Origin of the sequence: Gemmata obscuriglobus (assembly GCF_008065095.1) — a bacterium.
GTDB lineage: Bacteria > Planctomycetota > Planctomycetia > Gemmatales > Gemmataceae > Gemmata > Gemmata obscuriglobus.
In genome coordinates this window covers 8,945,008-8,967,594 of the sequence record NZ_CP042911.1, presented here as the reverse complement: position 1 = coordinate 8,967,594, position 22,587 = coordinate 8,945,008, and the positions used below count along the sequence as shown (strand labels likewise).

The following is a 22,587-nucleotide window of genomic DNA, read 5'->3' as shown; positions in this document are numbered from 1 at the left end:
GTTTTCTTGCGCCAAGGGAACGGCAGGCGGTGCTGTTCAAGCCGACGACGGGCGTGACTTGGTTCGCGCTCGGTGCCCGCGGTCCACTCCTTCGGCTCAAAGAAGTCGAGCCGGCGCCTTTTGCCCGGGCGCCCTTCCTGACGACGAACCGCGCCCCATCGACAGCCCTTGCTGTGCCGCTTTCGCGCGTTGTTGAGCGCCGGGCAGACGTGTTACAATACAGACTGATCTCATCGGAGGCGTGTGATGGTTACGCTGCACATCGGCGGTCGGGCCGTGAGCTGGGCCGACGCCGAAAAGCTGTTCGTCGAAGCCGCCCGCACCCAGCGCATCGAGTTCCGCGACCCGGCGGGCGTGCTCCTCGCGGCGACCGACCCCGCGGGCGCGATCGAGCCCGACTGGGTCCGGGGGATCACTCCCGAGGAGACCGCCCGCCGGCTTACCGAGCCGGGATTCACCTTCGAAGAAATGAAACAACGGCTGGGCTGGCAATGACGTTCACTGTCACGTGGCGGTTGACTGCCACGCTTGAGGTGTCCCGCATTGAAGCGGCCGCCGATGACCCGGCGGCCGTACGTGCGGCCGCAGCTCGCATCGACTGGGTCCTACGGCGTACCCCGCGCGACATGGGCGAGTCCCGCGATCAAGGGTACCGGCTGTGGTACGAGGATGTCCTCGGCGTCTACTATCGCGTTGACGATAACAACCTTCGGGTCGAGGTGCTGTACGCGGGGCCGAGCCGCCGGCGCTGAGCCCCGCTTGTTACCCTACAATAAGCGCCCTACAATACCGGTTCGACCTTCGCCACACACCGCCGGGCCGCAATCGAATGTCCGTCAAGAGTCTCCCGCTCAGCGCTGATAAGTCGCCCGCCGCGGGCGCCGCGACCAAAGGGAACTACGCCTTCATCTCGCTGGGCTGCCCCAAGAACACCGTGGACAGCGAGCGGATGCTGGGCAAACTCGCCCAGGACGGGTACTCGCTCCAGCCCGACGCCGCCGGCGCCGACGTGGTCATCGTGAACACCTGCGGGTTCATCGAGCCGGCGCGGCAGGAGTCGCTCGCGGTCATCCGCGAGATGCTCGAACTGAAGAAGGCCGGCAAGGTCGGGTCCGTCGTCGTCGCCGGGTGCATGGCCGAGCGGCAGAAAGACGTGCTGCTCGAGCAGGTGCCCGAAGTCGATCAGATTGTCGGCGTGTTCGGCCGCGAGGAGATCGCTGCCGTCGTGGACCGTGCGGTGTCGCAGCGCGACGAGCAGCGGTCGCTGTTCCGGCCGGCGCCGGTGCGGGCGCTCGAGGACACGGCCCGCCTCCGAATCACCCCGCGGCACTTCGCGTACCTGAAGGTCAGCGAGGGCTGCGACCGGCTCTGCACCTACTGCGCGATTCCCAAGATGCGCGGGAAGCACGTCACGAAGCCGATCGAGGAAGTCATTCGCGAGGCCCGCGAGCTGGCCGCCGACGGCGTCCGCGAACTCATCATCGTCGCGCAGGACACGACCTATTACGGGATGGATCTGTACGGCCGCACCCGGCTCGCCGAACTGCTGCGCGAACTCGACAAGGTCGAGAACATCGAGTGGATTCGCACTCTGTATGCCTACCCGGAACACATCTCGGACGAGCTGATCGAGACGTTCGCGGGCTCGAAGAAGATCATCCCGTACCTGGATATGCCGCTCCAGCACATCAGCGACCGCGTGCTGAAGCGGATGATCCGCCGGGTCGATCGCGCCGCGACCGAGAAGCTGCTGTACCGGCTCCGCGAGAAGTGGCCGGACCTCGCGATCCGCACCACGTTCATCACCGGGTTCCCCGGCGAAACCGACGCCGAGTTCGAGGAACTGCGCGACTTCGTTGCGCAGTTCAAGTTCGAGCGGGTGGGGGTGTTCCCGTACTCGCTCGAACCGGGCACGCCTGCCGAGAAGCTCGACGGGCACCTGCCTGAGGACGTGAAGCAGGCCCGCGTGAACGCGATCATGGAAGTGCAACAGGGCGTTGCGTTCGGCTGGGCCGAGGCGCAAGTCGGCCGGGAGCATCCCGTTGTGATCGACGGGCCGGACCCCGAGTTCGCCAACCACTTCCGGGGCCGCACTTACGCCGACGCACCCGAGATCGATTGCGCGGTGCGGGTGAAGGGGAAGAACCTGCGCCCGGGCGATTTCGTCCGGGCGAAGATCACGGCGTCCGACGGGTACGACCTCGTGGCCCGGGCGATTGGCCAGCCGTGGTGATCGTTCCTAAAATGCCGCTTTCGCACGAACGCTAACCGAGGGACGTCGAAATGGGCATTCAACACGCGCCGAAGAGCCAGCGGAACGCCTCGAAGAAGCGCCGCAAGGCCCGCAAGCATAAGCTCCGCAGCAGCAAGAAGTACAAGGGCGGCGTGCGCTAAGGCTTAACGCACCGTTCGGTTTCACCGGCGGGCCGGGTACCTCGCGATCAACTGCGAGGTGCCCGGCCCGCCGGTGCTTTTTTGTTGCGCACCTCGACCACATTTCCCGCACGCGTTATGCTGCTTTCGGTTTCTCCGGAGGCAGTCATGGCGAAGCCCGCAACGCGGTTCGTACTCAAACGGCTCAACTGGGCCGAGTCCTACGACGGCACAATGGAGCGGCAACCGGGGGCGCGGAACGTGGCGTCGTTCGACACGTTCGATGCCGCGGACGCCGAGCGCGTTACGCGCGAGAACGCGTGCCGCGAGGTGGTGAACCCGTTCGCCTGCGGTGCCGGCGTGTACTTCTGGACGCACCTCGACGAGCCGCGGCTCCGCGACTGGCTCATGGATCACGGCGTCGATCCGCCGAATCCGAAGAAGGGCGGTGCCACCGACTGGGCCGGGTGGTGGAAGAAGGGGCACGCAAAGCTGTCCGCGGAGAAGCGGCACGCGGTATGGGAAGCGCTCGACAAGGTGCGGTTTTACGCGGTCGTCGAGGAACCGGTACGCCCGGTCGGCTACGCGGTGGTCCACATCAACTGGCAGTACAACGACGAAACCTACGACGCACACCCGGACCAGAGCGAGGTGATGCAGGTGTTCCGCACCCGCGAGCGCGCCGAGAAGGAGTGCGCGGACAGTAACGACATCGCTCGCGATCTGTGGGCTGACATCGTTGACGAGTCCGACGAGTTCGCGGGGGATTACGAGACCGAGGACGAGTACGCCATGTTCGACATGCGGGACCGCGTCCGGCGGCAGCGCGGACTGCTCGGCAGCCAGAAGCTGAATAAGGGCGAAGGCGTTTTTCGGCTGGTGAAGGACACCCCGTTCTACGAGGTCATTGAGGTCCCGCTGGAGGGGCTGGAATGAGCCGCAAGCCGGCCGCGAAGAAGGCCAAGCGACCCCGAAAGGCGAAACCGCTCAAGGCGTACATCGTGGTGCGCGAGGTGTCGGCGGTGAACACGAGTTACACCGAACCGGACCTTGTATTCGCGTCGAAGAAGGCGGCGCAGGAGCACGCGGAGCGCCTCAACCGCGAGCTGCGTGCGGTCACGAACCCGTTTGCGCACGACACCGACCCGGGCTTCCTGATGTCCGACGAGGACGAGCTTTTCAAGCTCCTCAAGACGTTCGGCGTTCCTGAACCCAAGGCGCCGAAGGTGGGGTACGTGCAGTGGGACCAATGGTGGGCGCGGGTGGTGGGCGAGTTGACCGAGGGGCAGCGGGACGCGGTGTGGGCTGCGTTCGACGAGTTCGAATGGTACGAGGTGCGCGAAACCACGTTGGAGGATTGACCGTGTCGAAGGCCTGGGTTCACGCGCAATCGTCCGCGAAGCGCTGGGGCGGTAAGCCCGAGGACTACATCGACATCCACGAGCGCATGGACAGCACCAAGAGCGCCCACGCCGAGGTGACGCACCGGTGCGTGTTTCACTCCGCGTTCGGGATCTACATCATCGAAGAGATCTTTGGCCGGTTCGTGACCAATTCGGACGGCCGGGAGGTGTTCGTGCGCGACATCGCCGAACAGCACGTTCTCGAAGATCTCGGCTTCATTCCCAGCCTGAGTGACTGGCTCAAGGAAATGCCGGCCCAACCGTGGATGGCCGGGCAGCGCAAACTACCGGTGAAAATCGTCGATTGATCCAGTGTGAAACGCGCCGGGATCAGTCCACTTCGCCGACGCGGGCGTCCTTCAGTGAGAACAGGTAACTCTCCGGGTCCGTTCGGTTCAGTACCAGCGTTCCCGTTACCTTGATGAGCCCCTTGCGCAGCTCCGCGGTTTTACCGGCCTTGAGTTCCACGTTGAGCATCGCGGTCGGGTCGGGCACTTCGCAGAACCAGCAGCCCACCGGGTATTCGAGGAGCAGAAAGCCCGTCACGGCAAGCTCGTCTTTGACGGGCTGCATGAAGCCGGTGAGCGTGACCGTTTTGCCGTCGAGCTTTTCGAGGTGTTTCGCGAACGACGGTTTCCCCTTCGCGGTAATCGTGGTCGCTCCCAGAACGGGCCACGGGAGCACGTTCACTCCCGCATCGTCGATCGCGGACAGCAGGGCCTCATCGAACGCCTTGATGAGTGGGCGCGTTGACTTCACCTTGATGGGGCTGCGGTGCGGGTCGTGGCCGGGCTTTTTCGCCAGTTCGTCGGCCGCGGCGCGGTACAGCAGTCGGCGCTTGCGGAGGTCCGGGGCCGCGAGCGCGAACTCGGTTACGCACCCGTCGAGGGCCGCGGCCGCGGCGCGTGGGTCGCCGAGCGCGTTACAGACTTCGCCGATCTGCCAGAGCAACCGGCCGTCGGCCGGGAGCCACAGCGCCAGTTGCTGGACGGTGACCAGAGCGTCGGCGGGGAGCTTCTTGCGCTCGGCTTCGGCCAGCACGCCCGGCTCCGGGGCTCCCGACGGTCCGATGTACTTGACCCCGAACAGGTCATCGACGGCGCTGGGGCTGGCGGCGGCTTTTCCTTCCTTCCGCCGGAGCGTAACGAGTTTGAGATGCGCGTGTTCGAACGGCTTGAGCTTCGCAGGAGCAAGCCTCACGGCCTCTTCGAGTTGCGCGGCGGCGCGTTCTAGATTGCCGGTCAGTTGGAACGCGGTGCCGAGGTTCGCGGCGATGCGGAAATGGTCGGGAAACTTGCGCACCGCGGGAGCGAGAACGTTGAGCGCCTGGTCGGGCTTACCGAGCCGGAGGTGGACGGCGCCGAGGTCGGCGATTTCGTCGGCGGTCAGCGCGCGGATCTTGTTCAGCTTTTCCAGGCGGTCGGCGGCGGCGCGGTAATCGTCGCGCAGGGGCGACGGGAGGCCGTCCGGGCGCTCGTAGCCTGCGGCGCGGAGCGCGCGGTGGTCCGTCAGGAACCCGGACGGGCGACTCGGCAGCTCCGCGAACTGCTCGCCCGAGTAGTGCAGCCCGGCACGCGCCAGGGCTGGCAGAGCGAGCGCCACCAGAACGCTTGCGAGCACGCGGAGGGGTGTCGCCACGGTCGGCCCTTGTGAGGAGTCTTGCCGTTTGGACGCTGTTCCCGACAACAGCGCGATGCCACACACGATTCTACTCACCGGGGCCACCGGGTTCGTCGGCTCGCACGTCGCCGAGGCGCTCGTTCGCGCCGGGCACACGGTCCGCGCGCTCGCCCGGTCGGGTAGCGACACCGCGTTCCTGACCGCCCTCGGGGTCACCCTCGTTCCGGGCGACGTGACCGACGCCGACGCCCTCAAGCGGGCCGCCGCGGGGTGCGACGCCGTGGTGAACAGCGCAGCGAAGGTCGGCGACTGGGGCCACGTGGACGGTTACCGCGCGGTGAACGTCGAGGGGCTGCGCAACCTGTTCGATGCGACCCTCGGGCAACCGCTGCACCGGTTCGTCCACATTAGCTCGCTGGGCGTGTACGAGGCCCGGCACCATTACGGCACTGATGAGACCGAGCCGCTCCCGAACGACCACATCGACGGCTACACGCAGTCGAAGGTGGAGGCGGAGCGGATCGCGCTCCAGTACCACCGCAAGCAGAAGGTCCCGGTCGTAATTCTGCGCCCCGGGTTCGTGTACGGCCCGCGCGACCGGACGGTTTTGCCGCGCCTGGCAGAGCGGCTCCGCGAGCGGAGCGTGATCTACATCGCCCGCGGCCGGTACGCGCTCAACACGACCTATGTGGGCAACATCGCGGACGCGGTGCTGCTCGCGCTCGGGGCGCCGGCGGAAGGCGTCGTGGGCGAGGTGTTCAACATCACCGACGGCGAGTTCGTGAGCAAGCGCCGGTTCTTCGAGACGGTGGCCGACGGGTTGGGGCTGAAGCGGCCGCGGGGCTTCCCCCCCGTGCCGGTGTGGCTGGCGCGGGCGATGGCGAACTGGCGCGAGAGCACGTTCCGCAAACTGAACAAGCCGCACCCGCCGCGGATCACGCAGGCGCAGCTCAAATTCGCCGGGCTGAACCTCGACTTTTCCATCGCGAAGGCGCGCACGAAGCTGGGCTACACCCCGCGCGTTCTGTTCGACGAGGGCATGGGGCGCGCGCTGGCCTGGCACAAGGGCGAGCGGGGGGCGTGACTTTCCTGGCGCACGGTCCAGTTGCGGGTGTCCGTTTTGGGTTTACGTCTTTGTGGTACAGACATTCCTGTCTGTGCGGGGCCTGGAGGTCGCACAGACAGGAATGTCTGTGCCACAAGAAACGGGCACAATCAGCCGAATCGTGAGTGATCTATTGTCGCCGAACTGATTCGCTGTGCCGGCGCTATTGCGTTTTGTCTTTATTTCGGTTACTCGGGAGGCTCGCGCCTCCGTTCTTCAGATCTACTTGAGGCCGCACTCCCCTGTCACCGCACACACCCTCGGCCGTTTACACCGACCGCCTGGCGGCACGAACGGCCTCCGTCGCCGAACTTACGGCGCGCCTCGATGCGCTCAGCTACGCCCGGCTCGGGGCCTTCGCTGTCGTCCTGCTCGCTGCGGCCCTGAGCTTCGGCGCGGGGCTTTTTTCGGCGTGGTTCACGCTGGTCCCGCTGCTGGGGTTCGTGTTCCTTGTGGCGAAGTTCGAGGCGGCCCGCGGGCGCAAGGCGTGGGCCGAGCGCGCCGCCCGGTTCTATTCGGGCGGGCTCGAACGGCTCGCCGGGCGGCCGTCCGGTAACGGCGACGGAACACGCTTTGCCGACGACGCGCACCCCTACTCGGACGACCTCGACCTGTTCGGCCCCGGGTCGCTGTTCGAGTTGCTCACCGTGTGCCGCACGCGGACCGGTGAGGACACCCTCGCGGCGTGGCTGCTCGCGCCCGCCGGTCCCGGGGAGGTGAAGGCCCGCCAGGAGGCCGTTGCGGATCTGGCGCCCCGCCTCGATTTGCGCGAGGCGGTCGCGGTGGCCGGGGCGGAAGCGCCCGCCGCCGATTACCGGCCGCTGGTGCAATGGGGCGCTGCGCCGGCGGACGCGCCGCCGGCGTGGAAGTGGTGGGCCGTCGAGGTATTGGGCTGGCTGAACGTGTTCGCCTGGGCCGGGTGGCTCTTCGCGGAGACGACCGCGCTGCCCGTTCTGGCGTTCGGGCTGCTGTCGCTCGGGCTCGCGGCGCCGCTGATGTCGTGGGCCGGCCGGGTGCTGAAGCCGCTCGACCGCGCGGCCGAGAACCTGTCCCTCTTTGAAGCCGTCTTGATCCGGCTCGAGCGCGAGCCGTTCAGCGCCCCGCGCCTGAAGGAACTTCAGGGTTCCATGCGCGCCGGCGGGCTGTTGCCGTCGGAACAGATCCGGCAGCTCCGACTGCTTCTCGACGGTTACAACGCCCGGCGCAACGCGTTCTTCATTCCGGTGGCCGTGCTGCGGATGTGGCCCGTGCGGTTCGCGTTCAAGCTCGAAGCGTGGCGGACGCGGTCCGGTTTGGCGGTCGGGCGGTGGCTGCGGGCCGTCGGCGAATTTGAAGCGCTGTCGTCGCTCGCCGGGCACGCCTACGAGAACCCCGCGGACGTGGTTCCGACGGTCGAGCCCGGCCCCGTGCGGCTCGCGGCGGTCGGCGTGGGGCACCCGCTGATTCCGGCCGCGAAGTGCGTTCGTAACGACGTGGCGCTTGGCGACGGCGCGAACCGCGTGCTGATCGTGAGCGGCTCGAACATGTCCGGTAAGAGCACCCTTCTTCGCGCGGTGGGTGTGAACGCGGTGCTGGCGCTGGCGGGCGGGGTGGTGCGGGCAAAGAGCTTCGCCCTGACGCCCGTTTCGGTCGGGGCAACGATGCGCGTGCAGGACTCGCTCCAGGCCGGGCGGTCGCGGTTCTTTGCGGAAGTCACGAAGGTGCGCCTGCTGCTCGACATCGCGGGTCGCGCGGACGGGCCGCCCCTGCTCTTCTTGCTCGACGAACTGTTCGCCGGCACCAACTCGGCGGACCGCGTTGCGGGTGCGGAAGGGGTCACACGTGCGCTCGTGGCGCTGGGCGCGGTCGGGTTCGTTACGACGCACGATTTGAGCCTGACCGCGGTGACGGACAGCATTCCGGGCGCGGCGAACCATCACTTCTGCGACGGGCTGGCGGGCGGCGAACTGCACTTCGATTACACCATGCACCCCGGCGTGGTGCCGCACGGCAACGGACTGGCACTCATGCGGGCCGTCGGCCTGAAGGTGTGAACCGGCGGGATTCGCCAGAATTGTGCTTGAACCTCACGTTACGTCAGGCCGTACCATGCCCGCGTCGATCAACCGGGAGGGCGGCCCCATGTCGGAACGGCAGCGGTGGAAGGTCGGTGAGCTGGCCGCGCGGACGGCGCTCACCGTGCGCACGTTACACCACTACGACGCGATCGGGCTGCTCGTGCCATCGGATCGTAGTGGGTCCGCGCACGGCTCCGGGCACCGGCTGTACACCGCCGCCGACGTTACGAGGCTGCACCAGATCCTGTGCCTGAAGCAACTCGGGTTCAGCCTCGAACAGGTGCGCGAGTACATGACCGGCGATGCCTACGACCCCCGCGAGGTCGTGCGGCTGCACCTCGCGAACGTGCGCCGGCGGGCCGCGGAACTGGACCGCCTCGGCGACCGGTTGCAGTCCCTGTCGGAAATGCTCGACGCGGCGGACGCGCCGTCCGCCGACACGTTCCTCGAAACGATTGAGGTGATGAGCATGATCGAGAAGTACTACACCCCCGAGCAACTGAAACAGATCGAGGACCGCCGCAACTCCGCCGGCCCCGAGCTGCAAGCGGCCATCGCGACGGGACCGCAAATGTGGGCCGACCTGTTCGCGGACGTTCGGGCGGCGATGGAAGCGGGCGTTGGACCCGGTGACGAGAAGGCGCGCCCGCTGGGGGAACGGTGGCTCGCGCTCGTGACGGGCTTCACCGGCGGCGACCCGGGGCTGTTCGCCTCGCTTCGCGCGATGTACCAGAACGAGGACAACGTGCGGGGGATGGATGTGAAGGCCATGCGCCCGCTCAACGAGTACCTCGAAAAGGTGCGCGCCGCCCACGGCGTCCGGCACCCCGGCGAGTTGTAGGTTGGGGTGAGCGCGGGGCGTGGGTTCAGGTCGGCGAGTGGCTCCTGACGTGTGGCGCTGTAACTGGGGTTACAGTGCGGCAATGGAAGACAGGGCCTTAACCTTGTGTTTGGAGAGCGGGAAGTGAGGCGTTGCCGGGAATCAAATTGGCAAAATTCGCACACGCGCTCGCCGCACATCGACGCTGAGAAGGGCGCCGGCAGCCAGTTCCGTGCTGTGCTGCTGGAAGGCCGCAAGAACCTGGGCGCCGATCGATGTCGGGCTCGGATCAGAATCTCGGATAATGACAACACTCGGCCGCGAGGCTCGCGTCTGTGCCAGAATTGTTCCGAAGTCAAGGTCGTGGGTCAGAATGATATGATCATGGTCTCGTGCCTACTCCACAAGTTCCGAGTCGAGAGCGTGCGGATCGCCCACCGCTGACCAGTGGACTGCGGCGTGCCCGTCCGCGTTCAACACCGGCACCCAATCCGGTGACAGGTTCAGGTCGATGAGGATCGAGAAGTTCATAATCCCTCAGTTGGGGTGGGAAGACTGGTATTCGTGCCAGCTTTTCCCTTTGCTGCACTTCATTTTAAGCACTTGTGATAGCGTCGAAAGGTGGGCTGCTATTGTGGCAGCTAATGCACATGATTGATCCGAAGTGTTCTTCAGGTAGACAGTTGCGACTACTGCCATCCTGTGGAAAACTTGCGCTGGCTGTTAGTCCATTGCGCGGATGGAAGCTTGTTTGGAGACGGGCAAAGTGGCTCCCAGCGGCTGTTCGCGCTCCTCAAGCCTCCAGGCGGCGTAGGCGAGTGCCTGTGTGATGTCTTCTCCTTCGAGGTAGGGGTACGCTTTCAGAATTTCTTCATGAGAACGACCCGCGGCAAGCATTCCGACGATTAGCCCGACAGTGATCCGCATCCCGCGGATGCACGGCCGCCCGCCCATTTGGAGGGGGTTGTGTGTGATGCGGTCGAACGCTTCCATCGTGAACCTCCGGTGCATGTTCTGATTGTACCAAATGCCAACGGGGAGCCGTCTGGCTCCCCGCTATCACGATGTTGCTCTCGGGCTCGATCAGAGCAACTCCTCGACCGTGTTGCGGTCGTCGAGGATGTACATCGGGCGGCCGGCGCCGTTCGGGAACGTGTACGCCGGGTCGATGCCCATCGCCCGATACAGCGTCGCGAGCAGGTGCGGCACCTTGTATGGGCGCTCCTTCGGGTACTCGCCCTTCGCGGACGTGCTCCCGACCGCCTGGCCCATCTTCAGCCCGCCGCCGGCCACCAGGGCGCTCATGACGGGCGACCAGTGGTCGCGGCCGGCGTCCGAGCTGTTGATCTTCGGGGTGCGGCCGAACTCGCCCCACACCACCGTCACCACGTCGTCCTGCATCCCGCGGTCGTGCAGGTCCTGGATCAGGTTCGCGACCCCGCGGTCGAGCTGCGGGAGCTGCCGCTTCAGCTCCTTGAAGTTGCCGGTGTGCGTGTCCCAGCCGCCGTAGCTGAGGGTCACGCAGCCCACGCCGGCCTCGACCAGCCGCCGGGCGGTGAGGAACTGTTCGACGCCCTTGTACCGGTCGCGGGTCTTCGGGTCCTCGTGCTTCAGGTCGAGCGCCTTGCGGACCACCCCGGACGCGATCATGTCGAACGCGCGGCCGGCGTAGGCGTCCATTCCCTTCATCGTGCCGCTGGCGTCGATCTCGCGGCGGGCGGTGTCGAACTTGCCGAGGAGGTCCTTGCGGTCGCCCAGCCGGTCGCCGGTGACTCCGCCGGCGAGCCTCAGGTTCTCCACCCCGGCGCCGCTCGGGGTGAACGGGCGGTGGGCCGGCCCGAGGTAGCCCGGTTCGGTGCCCGGGCTGCCGCCGCCGCGAAGGCTCACGAAGGGGGGCACGTCGTTGCCGCCGTCCGCACGCAGCTTGGCCACCACCGAGCCGAACGCCGGGTGCGCCGCGACGCGGTTCACCTGCTCGCTGAACCCGGTGCTCACCAGCGAGTCGGAATGTTCATCGACCGATACGAGCGAGCGGACGACCGCCAGCTTGTCCCACATCCGCGCCTGGAGCGGCATGTGCTCGCAGATCGAGACGCCGCTGACGTTCGTTTTGATCGGTTTGAACTCGCCGCGGAACTCGGCCGGTGCGTCGGGTTTAAGGTCATACATGTCCAGGTGCGACGGACCGCCCGGCAGGTAGATCATGATGGCCGCTTTTTGCGACGTGCCGGCCCGCGCGGCCGGATTCTGGGCGGCCCGCGCCCGGAGTACGTCCGCCAGCGTCAGCCCGGCCCCGAACGCCCCGAGTTGTAAGAAATTCCGGCGGCTCACGTTGTCGCAGTACCGTTGGGCGGCGCCCCAGAAGGTCAGCATCGGATGTGCTCCACTTTTTGGAGAAAGGTCGGTGGGGAAGCGGACATCTGGCTGGTAGGCAAAAGTACAACTGGGCGGTGTGGACGGGTGGCGCCGCGCAGTCGCAAACACTTACTGAGACTAGCTTGAACGCCCCTGGGTCGCAATTGGAAAGTGCCGAATCTTTTCGGGCCGCGAAACCGTCAGTTGAGTAGGCGCGAATTCCGACGGACCCGGGCTGGCACAACTTGCGTTTATTTGCTCAGAATCGGCGCGAACCGGTGGTCCCGTGCCGCACATGCCCCACTTGCCACAGACCTGACGGATTGCGCACGCGGTGCGCAACGCCGAGATCTGTTTTTTGCGGCGGTTTACATGGGGTTAATTCGCCCGCGTAGGATGCATTCCCGTTGCTCGTTTGCGGTTTTCAGACATGCTGGATCAAGGACGTTGTTTTCTGCCCCGGCATTGATGAGAGCTGCCCCGCGGCGGTTCGGCCCGGACCAGAACTCGCGGGTCCGCGGAATGGTGTTGTTCGGAGCGGTTTGCTTTTACGTTTTTGATTGACCGACACGGAACTAGTAGTCCCTCCCACCACGCAGGTATTCATCGATGTTGCCTTCTTGGCTCCGCCAACTGTTCCGCAATAAGTTCACGGGCCACGGCACGGTCGCCCCGTTCCAAAACGCGCTCACGCTTGAGGCGCTAGAAAACCGCGCCATGCCGGCCATCATCACGTGGACCGGCGGCGCGGTGCCGGACTTCGACTTCAACGGGAGCGGGACCACCAACGTCGGCCCTGTGGACGCAAACGGTGCGCCCGTCAACCCCAACGACGTCGGCGAGAGCGGTGATCTTAGCTGGTCGAACCCGCTCAACTGGGACCTCGGCGTCCCCACGAGCGGGGACGACGTGGTGTTCGAGACCGCGGCGTTCTATGGCGGTACTCTGCCGCGCAGTGCGAACTATTTCAAATATTATACGACTGACAGGTTTGTACCCACTCCCAACTCGGTGATGGACCTCACCCAAACGGTCCGCTCCATTACCATCAAGGACGCGGGCTGGCTCATCGTCGATCAGGTCGTGGATGAGCCACTTTTCCCCCAGGGCAACGCTCCCACGAACCTCGGGACGCTGACCGTCACGGACGGGATCACGTACTTGGGTGCCGGCAGTAGTACGCTCTACTTCCGGATGCAACTGAGCAACGAGGCGCAGAACTTCACGGCCACCAACGCGGCCGGGACGCTGAACATCATCGGCAACATCGGCACCTCACCGGCCGCCGCGAACCCGTCACAGGTGGGCTTTATCAAACTCGGTGACGGAACGATCTCGCTCGGCGGGAGGAACCCGGTAACGGGGGCCGCCGGCGGGAACAACACGTTCGCCGGCCTCGTCGAGGTGCAACAAGGCGTCCTCCTCGCCAACAGCAACAACGCCCTCGGCCTGACCGCCGTCGGCACGAACGTGCTGAACGGGGCGACGCTCAGGGTGAACGTGTCGAACTTCCGCGAGTCGCTCACGATTCAGGGGACCGGCGTCGGGGGCCAGGGCGCTCTTTTCGGCGGCGACGGCGTCGACCCGCTCACCGGCGGTACGGTTTTGAACGGGGTGACCCTGAACCCGTCGGCGACGGTCGGCGGCCGGCTGACGATCAGCGGGGTGGTCTCTGGGTCTGGAAACCTGACGACTATAGGCACGATCACGCTGACGACGGCGAACACCTACGGCGGTGTCACGTTCGTTAACGCCGGGTCCCTCGCGATCAGCAACGACGACGCCCTGTCGCCGGGCTCCTACACGGTGGTCAGCAGCGGCGCGACGCTCGCGCTGTTGAGCAACCCGGTGTCGGGCGCCCGCGTGATCGACGACGAACTGCTCATCCTGAACGGCACCGGGCTCGCGGACACGGGCAACAACAATCAGCCGCTCGGCGCCCTGTTCGCGCAAGGGGCCAACCGCACGACGCCCGCGGAGTGGCGGAGCGCGATCTTCTTGGAGGGCAACGCCACCATCGGGGTGTTTGACGGTGGGGCCTTGTTGGTCAGCGGTCACCTCGCCAACCTGCCGGCGAGCGCGGCGGCCACGGCCCTCCTGACGCCGACCGAGGCCCTCTCCCTCCAGGCGTACCGGGCGCTCAACCGGCCGGTCGTCGCGAACGCCAGCCTGTCGAAATGGGGCAAGGGCACGGTGATCTTCCCGAACCCGAACCTCGAGTTCAGCGGCAACACGTTCGTCAACAACGGCGTCCTCGTCATGCAGGGGCCGAACGTGCTCGGCCCCGCGACCCGCACCACCGCCCCGCGTGGTGGCGCGATCACCGTGAACTCCGACATCACGAACCAGTCGTTCGGCACCCTCGAGCTTCAGGGCCAGTACACGCTGCAGAAGAACCTCACCCTCAACGGGCCGGGGTACACCGGGGGCGCGCTGTCGATCACCGACAACGCGGCCACCCCGGCGGTCCACACCGTGATCGATGTGGCCGGGACCGTGACGATCGCCTCGACAACGACGATCTCGAACGACCCGAACACCGACCTGACCATCAGCGGGGTCATCGGCGGCGCGGCCGGGCAGAACCTGACGAAGGTCGGAACCGGCACGGTCAGCATCACCAACACCAACACCTTCCTCGGGGCGCTGACGCTGCGCAACGGCGTCACGACGGTCACGAGGGGCGGCGGGTTCGGCGGCACCGGCGGCGCCGGCACCACGGTCGCCTCCGGCGCCGCCCTGGTGCTCGCGAGCGGCATCACCGTCCAGAACGAGGCGCTCACCCTCACCAGCGCGGCCGGCTCCTCCGCGGCGCTCCAGGTGAGTTCCGGCACCAACGTGTGGACCGGGACCGTGAGCGTGATCGGGAACAACCAGATCGGCCCCGGCGACGAGGCCATCATCAACGTCACCGGCGCGACCGGGTCGCTCGAGTTCAGCAACGTCGTCAGCGGTGACGCCAAGATCCGGAAGCTCGGCGCCGGTGAGCTGAAGCTCACCGGCACCGCCTCCAACACCTTCGTCGATACGCTCCAGATCGAACAGGGTACGGTGTCGCTCAAGAAGATCGCCCCCGTCGGCACCACGGTCAACGCCGTCGCCGGGGCGATCATCGTCGGCGACGGGCAGGGCGGCAACAACGCGGACGTGTTGCGCCTGGACGCCCCGAACCAGATCCCCGACACCAGGGCCATTACGGTCAACTCGTCCGGGCTGTTCGACCTGAACGGCTCCAACGAAACGGTCGGGCCGCTGGCGCTCCAGGGCGGCGAGGTGACAACGGGTGCGGGCTCGCTGATCCTCACGACCAACGTAGCGACCTTCGGCTCGTCCGAGATGTCGAGGATCACCGGGAACGTGTTCCTCGGGTCCACCACGCGGACCTTCACCTTCCTCCCGGGGGCGGCCACCACGTTCTCGGCGAACCGGAACCCGGCCCAGGCCGGCGGGACCGTGACGCTCACCTTCACGGTGACCGGGAACCCCGGGGACCCCGTGCCGACCGGGACGGTGTCGTTCTTCGACGGCAACATTTTCCTCGGCACGGCGACCGTGCTCGCCGGCACGGCGACCTTCACGGTGCAGGCGAACGTGTTGACGGTCGGCGCGCACACCATCACCGCCGTGTACACCGGCGACGCGAACTACGCCCCCTCGACCGTGCCCCTGGATCAGAGCCTGGTGATCGTGAACCCGAGCGAGCGGGCCGTGCTCACGTCGAGCGCCTCGCCGGCGCTGGCCGGGCAGGTCATCACGTTCACGTTCAACCTGCCGCCCCGGGCGGGTGAAGCGGTGCCGACCGGGACCGTGCAGTTCTTCGACGGGCCGAACCCCATCGGCGCGCCGGTGGCGCTGTCGGCCCTCGGAACGGCGACGTACATGACGACCCTGCCGGTCGGGTCGCACCAGATCACGGCCGCGTACAGCGGCGACGGCACCTACTCCCCGGTTCAGGTGACCCTCGCGAACCAGCAGGTGGGTACGCCGGCCCAGCTCGTGCTCCGGTCGAGCGGCAACCCGGTCGCGCCGGGCAGCCCCGTGACGTTCACGTTCATCGCCAGCGGGGACTCGTCCGCCCCGACGCCGGGCGGGAGCGTTCAGTTCTTCGACAACGGCGTCGCGATCGGGGCACCGGTCGCGCTCGACGCCAACGGGGTGGCGACGCTGACCACCAGCGCGCTGACGGTCGGCACGCACACCATCACCGCGGCGTACACCGGCGATGCGAACGTGTACCTGCCCGGGGTCGTGCCGCTCGCCCCGACCCTGGTCGTGGGCGGCACCCCCCTCCTCACGGTGATTTCTGGCGCGAACCAGGCCATTGCCGCCAGCGCTGTGCCGCTCACATTCATCGCCACGGGGCGGGCGGGCGACCCGGTGCCGACTGGGACCGTGCAGTTCTTCGACAACGGCGTCGGGATCGGCGCCCCGGTGGCACTCGTCAACGGGCAGGCGACGATCTCGCCGACCACGCTCGGAGTCGGCTCGCGCACCATTACCGCCGTCTACTCCGGAGACAACTTCTATGCGGGCGGGACGGGGCGGCTGACGGCAAATCAGACCATCATTGCCGCTCCAACGCCTGCTGCGGGCACCATTGCGGGGATCGTCTCCTCGAGTTCCAACTCGGTGACGAGCAACGGGAACGTGACGTTCACGTTCACCGCGATCCCGCCGTCGGGCGGCGTGATTCCGAACGGGACGGTGCAGTTCTTCGACGGCACCACCCCCATCGGCGCGCCGGTCGCGCTGAACACCGTGGGCAACAACGGGGTCGCGTCGGTGACGACGAGTGGCCTGACCCCGGGCACGCACACGATTCGCGCCCAGTATTTCGGCGGCAACTACACGGCCAATACTTACACCCTGACGCCGGCTCAGGTTGTTGTAAATCCGTATATTATCCAGGTTTCGTCGAGCAACAACCCGGCGGGCGTGACCGAGAACGTGACGTTCACGGCCAACTTTATTACCCTCCCCGGCGCGCCGGCGCTGACCGGGACCGTCAGCTTCTATGATAACGGCGTCCAGATCGGCACTATTCAGAACGTCGTCGGCGGTTCGGCGTCGGTGACGACACCGAACCTGACACCCGGTACGCACACGATTACTGTCAGGTACTTTGGGAGCGGTGGGCTCACCCCGACTTACGCCCCGACGGTGACTGATGTTCCGCTTGCGCCAAGTCAGGTGGTGGGTGTCCCCCCCATCATGCTGCTCACATCGAACCTCAACCCGGCCCCTCCCGGAAGCCTCGTCACGTTGACGTTCGTGGCAAGCGGTAAGGCGGGCGACCCGGTGCCGGCCGGGAGCGTCCAGTTCTTCGACAACGGCGTTCCAATCGGTGGCACTGTGCCGCTCAACGCCGGTAGCGCAACCCGGGACGTGAGCTTTACACCCGGCACGCACACGATCACGGCCCAGTTCATACCCGAGAACGGGAACACCAACTACACCAGCGGGGTCGCGACGCTGGTGCCCAGCCAGGTGGTGACGACCCCGGCGGCGATCCAACTCACCGCCGACAACAACCCGACCGCCACCGGCGCCAACGTGACGTTCACGTACCGCCTGACCCCCGGAACCAACGACCCGGTGCCGACCGGGACGGTGCAGTTCTTCGACGGCGCGACCCCGATCAGCGGCCAGGTGATCCTGGTCAACGGCGTGGCGACGCTGACCACGAACACGCTGACGATCGGCACGCACACGATCACCGCTGTGTTCACCTCTGGGGACTCCAATTACCAGTCCAACCAGGCGACGTTCAACAACCTGGTGGTGAGCAACCCGCCGCTGCCCCCGCTGGCCCCCCCGCCCACGATCGTCGGTGCGGCCCAGCCCACGCTCCAAATGAACGCCGTGATGAGCGGCGCCGCCGGGGCCGGGGTCATCAAGACCGGTTCGGGCCAACTGGTCCTGAACGCCGTCAACACCTACACGGGCACGACCACGGTCAACGGGCTCAACGGGGCGATCGTGGTGGGGGTGAACAACGCCCTGCCCGACACCGGGGTGGTCGTGACGACGGGCACTCTGACGGTGAACCCCGGGGTCAGCGACCAGGTCGCGTCGCTGACCGGGGCCGGCACGCTGGACCTGGGCGCCGGCGGCAACCTCGCAACTGGGGTGAGTAACGGCAACGACACGTTCGCCGGGCCGATCACCGGGAGCGGCACCCTCACGAAAGTGGGCGCCGGTACGTTGACCCTGACCGGTAACAGTCCTGCTTACACCGGTAGCAGTGTCGTGGCCGGGGGCACGTTGCTGGTCACGGCCAACCAGAGCAGCGCGAGCGTCGTGGTGCAGGGCGGCGCTACGCTCGGCGGCACCGGTACGGTCGGCGCCGTTACGGTCAACCCGGGTGGCGTCCTGGCACCCGGTACGAGCCCGGGCATTCTGAACAGCACCGGCAACTTGACGTTTAGCGCCGGCTCGACCTTCTTGGTCGAGGTGAACGGTACGACGGTGGGCACGCAGTACGACCGGTACGTGACTACCGGGACTGCGAACCTCAACGGCGCTACTTTGGGCTTCAACCTCGGTTTCACTCCGACGCTCGGTGACTCGTTCACCATCCTGACCGCGGCGGGCGGGGTGAGCGGGGCGTTCAACGGTCTGCCCGACCAGGGCACGTTCACGCTCAACAACCGGGTGTACCAGGTTAGCTACCTGGCCACCAGTGTCGTCGTCACTCAGGTGGCGAACGCCACGACCACCTCGCTCGTTTCAAACAACAACCCGTCGCTGCCGGGCTCGGCGGTCACGTTCACCTTCACGATCACCCCGACCGCTGGCGCCGACCCGATGCCGCTGGGCACGGTCCAGTTCCAGGACAACGGGGTCAACATCGGCGCACCGGTTACGCTGACGGCCGGGTCCGGGAATTCGGCGGTGGCGGTGCTGACGACTTCGGCCCTCGTGAACGGGTCGCACACGATCACCGCCGTGTACACTCCGCAGACGGTTCCAACAGCGTCTCCGTACCTGACTGCTACCGCCGCAATAGTTCAGGCCGTTACCGTTCCTTCGACCACGACCCTGACGGCTCTGCAAGGGCCGGTGGTGTTTGGGAGCGTCACGTCGTTCCTGGCCGGCGTGGGGGAGCAGTCGGGGCTGCAGACGCCGACCGGGACGTTCACGTTCACCAACTCCGCGACCGGAGCGGTGCTCGGGGTCGTGGCCCTGGACGCCACGGGCCGGGCGGTGTTCAGCACCGCGGCCCTGCCCCCGGGTACGGCGACGGTGACCGTGACGTACTCGGGCGACAGCTTCTACCGTGCGAGCACGGCGACCGTGACGCAAGTGGTGGACCGGCAGAACCGGGTGGTGGTCGGGTCGGACGCGGGCCCGGTGGCAACGGTGCAGGTGTTCGATTCGACTACCGGGGCACTGGTCGGCACGTTCCAGCCGTTCGACCAGTACACCGGCGGTGTGAAGGTGGCGACCGGCGACGTGAACAACGACGGGGTTGCCGACATCGTGGTGTCCGCCGGGGCGGGCGCGCCGGGCGGCCACGTGAAGGTGTACGACGGCGTGTCGTTCGGGCTGCTGTCGAGCTTCTTCACGTTCCTCGGGTACAACGGCGGCGTCAACGTCGCGGTCGGCGACGTGGACGGCGACGGGTTCGGTGACGTGGTGATCGGCACCGCCGCCAGTAACGACCACGTGAAGGCGTTCTCCGGCCGGTCGCTGCTGAACGGCGGCATCGCCGCGAACGGCACGGCCGACCCGAGCACCATCCTGAGCTTCTTCGCCTACGGCGGGGGTAACCCGGTCGGGGTGACGGTGGCCGCGGGCGACGTGGACGGGGACGGCCGGGCCGACGTGATCACCGGGTCGGCCACGTTCGCCGGCCACGTGAAGGCGTTCTCGGCGAGCGGGCAGCAGATCGGCAGCTACTTCGCATACGGCGCGGGGTACCTGGGTGGGATCTACGTGGCCGCCGGCGACCTGGACGGGGACGGGCGGGCGGAGATCGTGACCGGGGCCACCAACGCCCCGCACGTGAAGGCGCTGCGGCTGGACGGGTCCGAGGTGGCGAGCTTCTTCGCGTACACCAACGGGAACGGCTCGCCGGCCCCGTTCGGGGTGCGGGTCGCGGTCGCGGACCGCAACGGGGACCGGCTCGCCGACATCCTCACCGGTTCGGCCGGTGGCGCCCCGCACGTGAAGGCGTTCAGCGGGCTCGACCCGTCGCTGCTGCTCGACAGCTTCATCGCCATCCCGCCGGGCCAGGCCCCGTCCACGAGCGGCGTGTTCGTGGGCGGCAGTGCCCCGAAGTAGTTCCGAACGCGAGCTCAACGTGAGTTCGGGCGCGGCCCCGGTCCTTCGCAAGAAAGGACCGGGGCCGTTGCTTTAGAGCAGGGATTTTCCGCGAGTAGCATGAGCCTGAACCACGGTACTAATGACCGTGATCCACGCTGCCGAGCAAGGGCGTCGGGTGTTGCTGCTGGAGAAAGGGAAGAAGCCCGGCGTCAAGATACTGATGAGCGGCGGGACGCGATGCGACGGAATTTTGCATCGAACCCGGCTCGGGGAATAACTCATGACACCAACGCCGCCGGAAGGCTTTGCTTGGCCTGCCAACTGGGCACCAATCCCCGCCGGTGACACTTGGCTTGGATACCCCCGTATCATGGCCGAGACGTTTGGTGGGGAACCTCCATCCGACTCCCTTGCCGATGAACTTCAGCGAGAGGTCAGCCCTGCCCACCAACTATTTCAAGTGCCGTGCTCTCCTATTGCCCGGAACGGTGGTGACCCGAACGAGTTTCTTTTCTTCACCGCCCATCCTGAGATGCCACTCGCGTTTGTTCACCTGACCTGGACCAAGGAGACAGGGGCGAAGTTCCCTTGGGTCAAGGGCTACAAATCCTGGGAGGAGCTTCAACTCGCATGGGCCGAACCATCCAGTGAGACATAAGCATATTCGTCTTTTGCTTGACGGCAGATTCGGAGTCCCCTGTGACCATGATCAGCTTCGATTACGACGCGATTATCGCCGGTGCCGGAGCCGCCGGGCTTATGGCTGCGATCCACGCCGCCGAGCGGGGGCGCCGGGTGTTGCTTCTGGAAAATGGGAAGAAGCCCGGCGTCAAGATCCTCATGAGCGGCGGGACGCGGTGCGGGGAAATTTTACGTAACGAACTCCGTCACGATCGTGATGACGAGTTCGCAGACCGCTGGGCCAAAGTCGTTGAGAACTGTTCGCGGACTTTTGGAGCCCCGTCGTGCCAGTCCTCGAAGAAGCCGGGGCATCCCCAAGCCGGTGGGTACGCGTACCTGACACCATCCTCCACCACCGACACCCAATCTTCCGGTTCTGTCGGATCGATCATCTCGAAGCAAGCCGGGTCGTACAGTACCGGCTCCCCCCGGTCGTTGAGAAGCCGTAACCAGTCGGCCTCAATTCCGAGGACTTCGTACTCTGCTCCCGGAGTGAGCCAGAGGTAACGTGTGCCGCCAGTGGTGTCGGGTGCTATCAGTCGGACGTTCATGCCTTCAAATTCTCCTGAACGGCGCGCCGAATCAAGTATAGCGGCCGGGTAACTTGGTGTTTCCATGACGACGTTCGACTACGACGCAATCATCGCCGGGGCTGGTGCAGCGGGGTTGATGGCCGCAATTCATGCTGCCGAGCGAGGGCGTCGGGTTCTGCTTCTGGAGAAGGGGAAGAAGCCCGGCGTCAAAATCCTGATGAGCGGCGGGACGCGGTGCAACATCACCCACGACTGCGACGCCCGGGGCATTGTTGAGGCGTTCGGGCCGAACGGGAAGTTCCTCCACTCCGCGCTCGCGGCGCTCGGGCCGCGCGAAACAGTCGCGTTCTTTAACGGCGAAGGCGTGGCAACAAAAGTCGAGGATACCGGTAAGGTGTTCCCGGTCAGCGACCGTGCGGTCGATGTCCTCGACGCGCTCCTGAAGCGGCTCGCGCGGAGCGGGGCCGTGCTCGCGCTGAACGAGCCGGTAAAAGACGTGGAGCCGCGCCCCGACGGCGGGTTCCGGGTGCTCACACCCGCGCGCACGTTAACCGCCGAGCGGGTGCTGCTCACCACCGGCGGCCGGTCGTACCCCGGGTGCGGCACCACCGGCGACGGGTACGCCCTGGCGGCCAAGTTCGGGCACACGATCGTGGGCCAGAGCCCGGCCCTCGTGCCGCTCACGGTCCAGCCCGAATGGGTCGGCGAGCTGCGCGGCATCACCCTGCCCGACGTGAACCTGAAGGTGCTTCCCCCGCAGGGTAAGGCGCTCACGCAGCGCCGGGGCTCGATGCTGTTCGCGCACTTCGGCCTCACCGGGCCGGCGCCGCTGGACGTGAGCCGGGCGGTGAGCGGGCACGCCGAGCCGCGGTCACTGACCCTCGAAGCCGATTTTCTCCCGACCGAGCCGGAGCAGGCGTTCAACGATTTCTTGCAAGCCGAGTCGCTGGCGTCGGGCAAGAAGCAACTCGCGGTGGTGCTCGCGGACAAGCTCCCGCGCCGGCTTGCCGACCAGCTCCTGGCGCTGTGCGGCATGGCGGCGGACCGTAAGGCCGCGGCGCTGGCCAAGGCCGACCGCCTCGCCCTGGTGGGCGCGACGAAGCGACTCCGGATGCCGCTGCGCGGGACACTCGGGTTCGAGAAGGCCGAGGTCACCGCCGGCGGGGTGAGCCTGGACGAGGTCGATTCGCGCACGATGCAGAGCAAGCGCGCGGCGGGCTTGTACTTCGCGGGCGAACTGCTCGACCTCGACGGCTGGATCGGCGGGTACAACTTCCAGTCCGCGTGGAGCACGGGACGGCTCGCGGGCCGCCAGCTCTGATTCATGGTCCGGGTAGTTGTGTTTGTTTCTTGTGGCACAGACATTCCTGTG

16 protein-coding genes and 1 pseudogene are annotated in these 22,587 nt (G+C 66.6%); 12 read left to right on the top strand and 5 right to left on the bottom strand.

The window, feature by feature from the left end:
* Nucleotides 1–246 precede the first annotated feature (246 nt).
* From GobsT_RS37240 to GobsT_RS37215, 6 genes are all read left to right on the top strand, one after another.
* Entirely contained in the window at nucleotides 247–495 is a 249-nt protein-coding gene (locus GobsT_RS37240; RefSeq protein ID WP_010050028.1) for a hypothetical protein, read from the top strand.
* Entirely contained in the window at nucleotides 492–752 is a 261-nt protein-coding gene (locus tag GobsT_RS37235) for a hypothetical protein (protein ID WP_010050026.1), read from the top strand. Before GobsT_RS37240 ends, GobsT_RS37235 begins: the two co-directional genes overlap by 4 nt.
* 77 nt (nucleotides 753–829) lie before the next feature.
* Entirely contained in the window at nucleotides 830–2,233 is a 1,404-nt protein-coding gene (gene rimO, locus GobsT_RS37230; RefSeq protein WP_010050024.1) for a 30S ribosomal protein S12 methylthiotransferase RimO, read from the top strand.
* Nucleotides 2,234–2,541: 308 nt separating this feature from the next.
* Nucleotides 2,542–3,309 (top strand): hypothetical protein, encoded by a 768-nt coding sequence (locus GobsT_RS37225; RefSeq protein WP_010044348.1) that lies wholly within the window; start codon nucleotides 2,542–2,544, stop codon nucleotides 3,307–3,309.
* The gene (locus GobsT_RS37220; protein WP_010044349.1) at nucleotides 3,306–3,734 is read left to right on the top strand and encodes a hypothetical protein; all 429 of its coding nucleotides are present in this window, start codon (nucleotides 3,306–3,308) and stop codon (nucleotides 3,732–3,734) included. The genes GobsT_RS37225 and GobsT_RS37220 overlap by 4 nt, the downstream gene beginning before the upstream one ends.
* 2 nt (nucleotides 3,735–3,736) lie before the next feature.
* On the top strand, nucleotides 3,737–4,084 hold the full coding sequence (locus GobsT_RS37215; protein ID WP_033198966.1) for a DUF6915 family protein: 348 nt from the start codon (nucleotides 3,737–3,739) through the stop codon (nucleotides 4,082–4,084).
* Nucleotides 4,085–4,106: 22 nt separating this feature from the next.
* Here the strand turns inward: GobsT_RS37215 and GobsT_RS37210 are convergent, their stop codons facing one another.
* A complete protein-coding gene (locus GobsT_RS37210; protein ID WP_010044352.1) occupies nucleotides 4,107–5,414 on the bottom strand; it encodes a tetratricopeptide repeat protein in 1,308 nt (435 codons plus the stop codon).
* Nucleotides 5,415–5,469: 55 nt separating this feature from the next.
* Here GobsT_RS37210 and GobsT_RS37205 point away from each other — a divergent pair, with 55 nt between their 5' ends.
* The 3 genes from GobsT_RS37205 (at nucleotide 5,470) to GobsT_RS37195 (ending at nucleotide 9,399) form a co-directional block, all read left to right on the top strand.
* Nucleotides 5,470–6,480, top strand: a complete 1,011-nt coding sequence (locus tag GobsT_RS37205) for an NAD-dependent epimerase/dehydratase family protein (protein WP_029601079.1) — start codon at nucleotides 5,470–5,472, stop codon at nucleotides 6,478–6,480.
* A gap of 473 nt (nucleotides 6,481–6,953) precedes the next feature.
* Nucleotides 6,954–8,534 (top strand): MutS-related protein, encoded by a 1,581-nt coding sequence (locus GobsT_RS37200; RefSeq protein WP_010044357.1) that lies wholly within the window; start codon nucleotides 6,954–6,956, stop codon nucleotides 8,532–8,534.
* Between the two features lie 88 nt (nucleotides 8,535–8,622).
* Complete coding sequence (locus GobsT_RS37195; protein WP_010044359.1) at nucleotides 8,623–9,399, top strand: MerR family transcriptional regulator; 777 nt, start codon at nucleotides 8,623–8,625, stop codon at nucleotides 9,397–9,399.
* A gap of 141 nt (nucleotides 9,400–9,540) precedes the next feature.
* On the opposite strand, the pseudogene GobsT_RS41415 reads toward GobsT_RS37195, so the two are convergent.
* From GobsT_RS41415 to GobsT_RS37180, 4 genes and pseudogenes are all read right to left on the bottom strand, one after another.
* Nucleotides 9,541–9,762: pseudogene (locus GobsT_RS41415) on the bottom strand (DUF5615 family PIN-like protein); the annotation flags it as partial.
* A 12-nt stretch (nucleotides 9,763–9,774) separates the two neighbouring features.
* On the bottom strand, nucleotides 9,775–9,909 hold the full coding sequence (locus GobsT_RS41410; RefSeq protein WP_010044360.1) for a DUF5615 family PIN-like protein: 135 nt from the start codon (nucleotides 9,907–9,909) through the stop codon (nucleotides 9,775–9,777).
* Between the two features lie 192 nt (nucleotides 9,910–10,101).
* Nucleotides 10,102–10,371 (bottom strand): DUF433 domain-containing protein, encoded by a 270-nt coding sequence (locus tag GobsT_RS37185; protein WP_010044363.1) that lies wholly within the window; start codon nucleotides 10,369–10,371, stop codon nucleotides 10,102–10,104.
* A 90-nt stretch (nucleotides 10,372–10,461) separates the two neighbouring features.
* Nucleotides 10,462–11,751 carry a DUF1501 domain-containing protein gene (locus GobsT_RS37180; RefSeq protein WP_010044364.1) on the bottom strand — a complete coding sequence of 430 codons (1,290 nt, stop codon included), beginning with the start codon at nucleotides 11,749–11,751 and terminating at the stop codon, nucleotides 10,462–10,464.
* Nucleotides 11,752–12,342: 591 nt separating this feature from the next.
* Here GobsT_RS37180 and GobsT_RS37175 point away from each other — a divergent pair.
* The 3 genes from GobsT_RS37175 to GobsT_RS37155 all read left to right on the top strand — a co-directional run bounded on the left by GobsT_RS37175 (nucleotide 12,343) and on the right by GobsT_RS37155 (nucleotide 22,536).
* The gene (locus GobsT_RS37175; protein ID WP_010044366.1) at nucleotides 12,343–20,019 is read left to right on the top strand and encodes an Ig-like domain repeat protein; all 7,677 of its coding nucleotides are present in this window, start codon (nucleotides 12,343–12,345) and stop codon (nucleotides 20,017–20,019) included.
* Between the two features lie 687 nt (nucleotides 20,020–20,706).
* A complete protein-coding gene (locus tag GobsT_RS40880; RefSeq protein ID WP_238323577.1) occupies nucleotides 20,707–21,189 on the top strand; it encodes an FAD-dependent oxidoreductase in 483 nt (160 codons plus the stop codon).
* Between the two features lie 108 nt (nucleotides 21,190–21,297).
* Nucleotides 21,298–22,536 carry a BaiN/RdsA family NAD(P)/FAD-dependent oxidoreductase gene (locus tag GobsT_RS37155; RefSeq protein WP_109571371.1) on the top strand — a complete coding sequence of 413 codons (1,239 nt, stop codon included), beginning with the start codon at nucleotides 21,298–21,300 and terminating at the stop codon, nucleotides 22,534–22,536.
* Nucleotides 22,537–22,587 lie beyond the last annotated feature (51 nt).

Excerpts from the sequence above, each read along its gene's own strand:
- GobsT_RS37240 (WP_010050028.1), top strand. The coding sequence starts at position 247 with ATGGTTACGCTGCACATCGGCGGTCGGGCCGTGAGCTGGGCCGACGCC.
- GobsT_RS37235 (WP_010050026.1), top strand. The coding sequence starts at position 492 with ATGACGTTCACTGTCACGTGGCGGTTGACTGCCACGCTTGAGGTGTCC.
- rimO (WP_010050024.1), top strand. The coding sequence starts at position 830 with ATGTCCGTCAAGAGTCTCCCGCTCAGCGCTGATAAGTCGCCCGCCGCG.
- GobsT_RS37225 (WP_010044348.1), top strand. The coding sequence starts at position 2,542 with ATGGCGAAGCCCGCAACGCGGTTCGTACTCAAACGGCTCAACTGGGCC.
- GobsT_RS37220 (WP_010044349.1), top strand. The coding sequence starts at position 3,306 with ATGAGCCGCAAGCCGGCCGCGAAGAAGGCCAAGCGACCCCGAAAGGCG.
- GobsT_RS37205 (WP_029601079.1), top strand. The coding sequence starts at position 5,470 with ATGCCACACACGATTCTACTCACCGGGGCCACCGGGTTCGTCGGCTCG.
- GobsT_RS37195 (WP_010044359.1), top strand. The coding sequence starts at position 8,623 with ATGTCGGAACGGCAGCGGTGGAAGGTCGGTGAGCTGGCCGCGCGGACG.
- GobsT_RS41410 (WP_010044360.1), bottom strand. The coding sequence starts at position 9,909 with ATGAACTTCTCGATCCTCATCGACCTGAACCTGTCACCGGATTGGGTG.
- GobsT_RS37185 (WP_010044363.1), bottom strand. The coding sequence starts at position 10,371 with ATGGAAGCGTTCGACCGCATCACACACAACCCCCTCCAAATGGGCGGG.
- GobsT_RS37180 (WP_010044364.1), bottom strand. The coding sequence starts at position 11,751 with ATGCTGACCTTCTGGGGCGCCGCCCAACGGTACTGCGACAACGTGAGC.
- GobsT_RS37175 (WP_010044366.1), top strand. The coding sequence starts at position 12,343 with ATGTTGCCTTCTTGGCTCCGCCAACTGTTCCGCAATAAGTTCACGGGC.
- GobsT_RS40880 (WP_238323577.1), top strand. The coding sequence starts at position 20,707 with ATGATCAGCTTCGATTACGACGCGATTATCGCCGGTGCCGGAGCCGCC.
- GobsT_RS37155 (WP_109571371.1), top strand. The coding sequence starts at position 21,298 with ATGACGACGTTCGACTACGACGCAATCATCGCCGGGGCTGGTGCAGCG.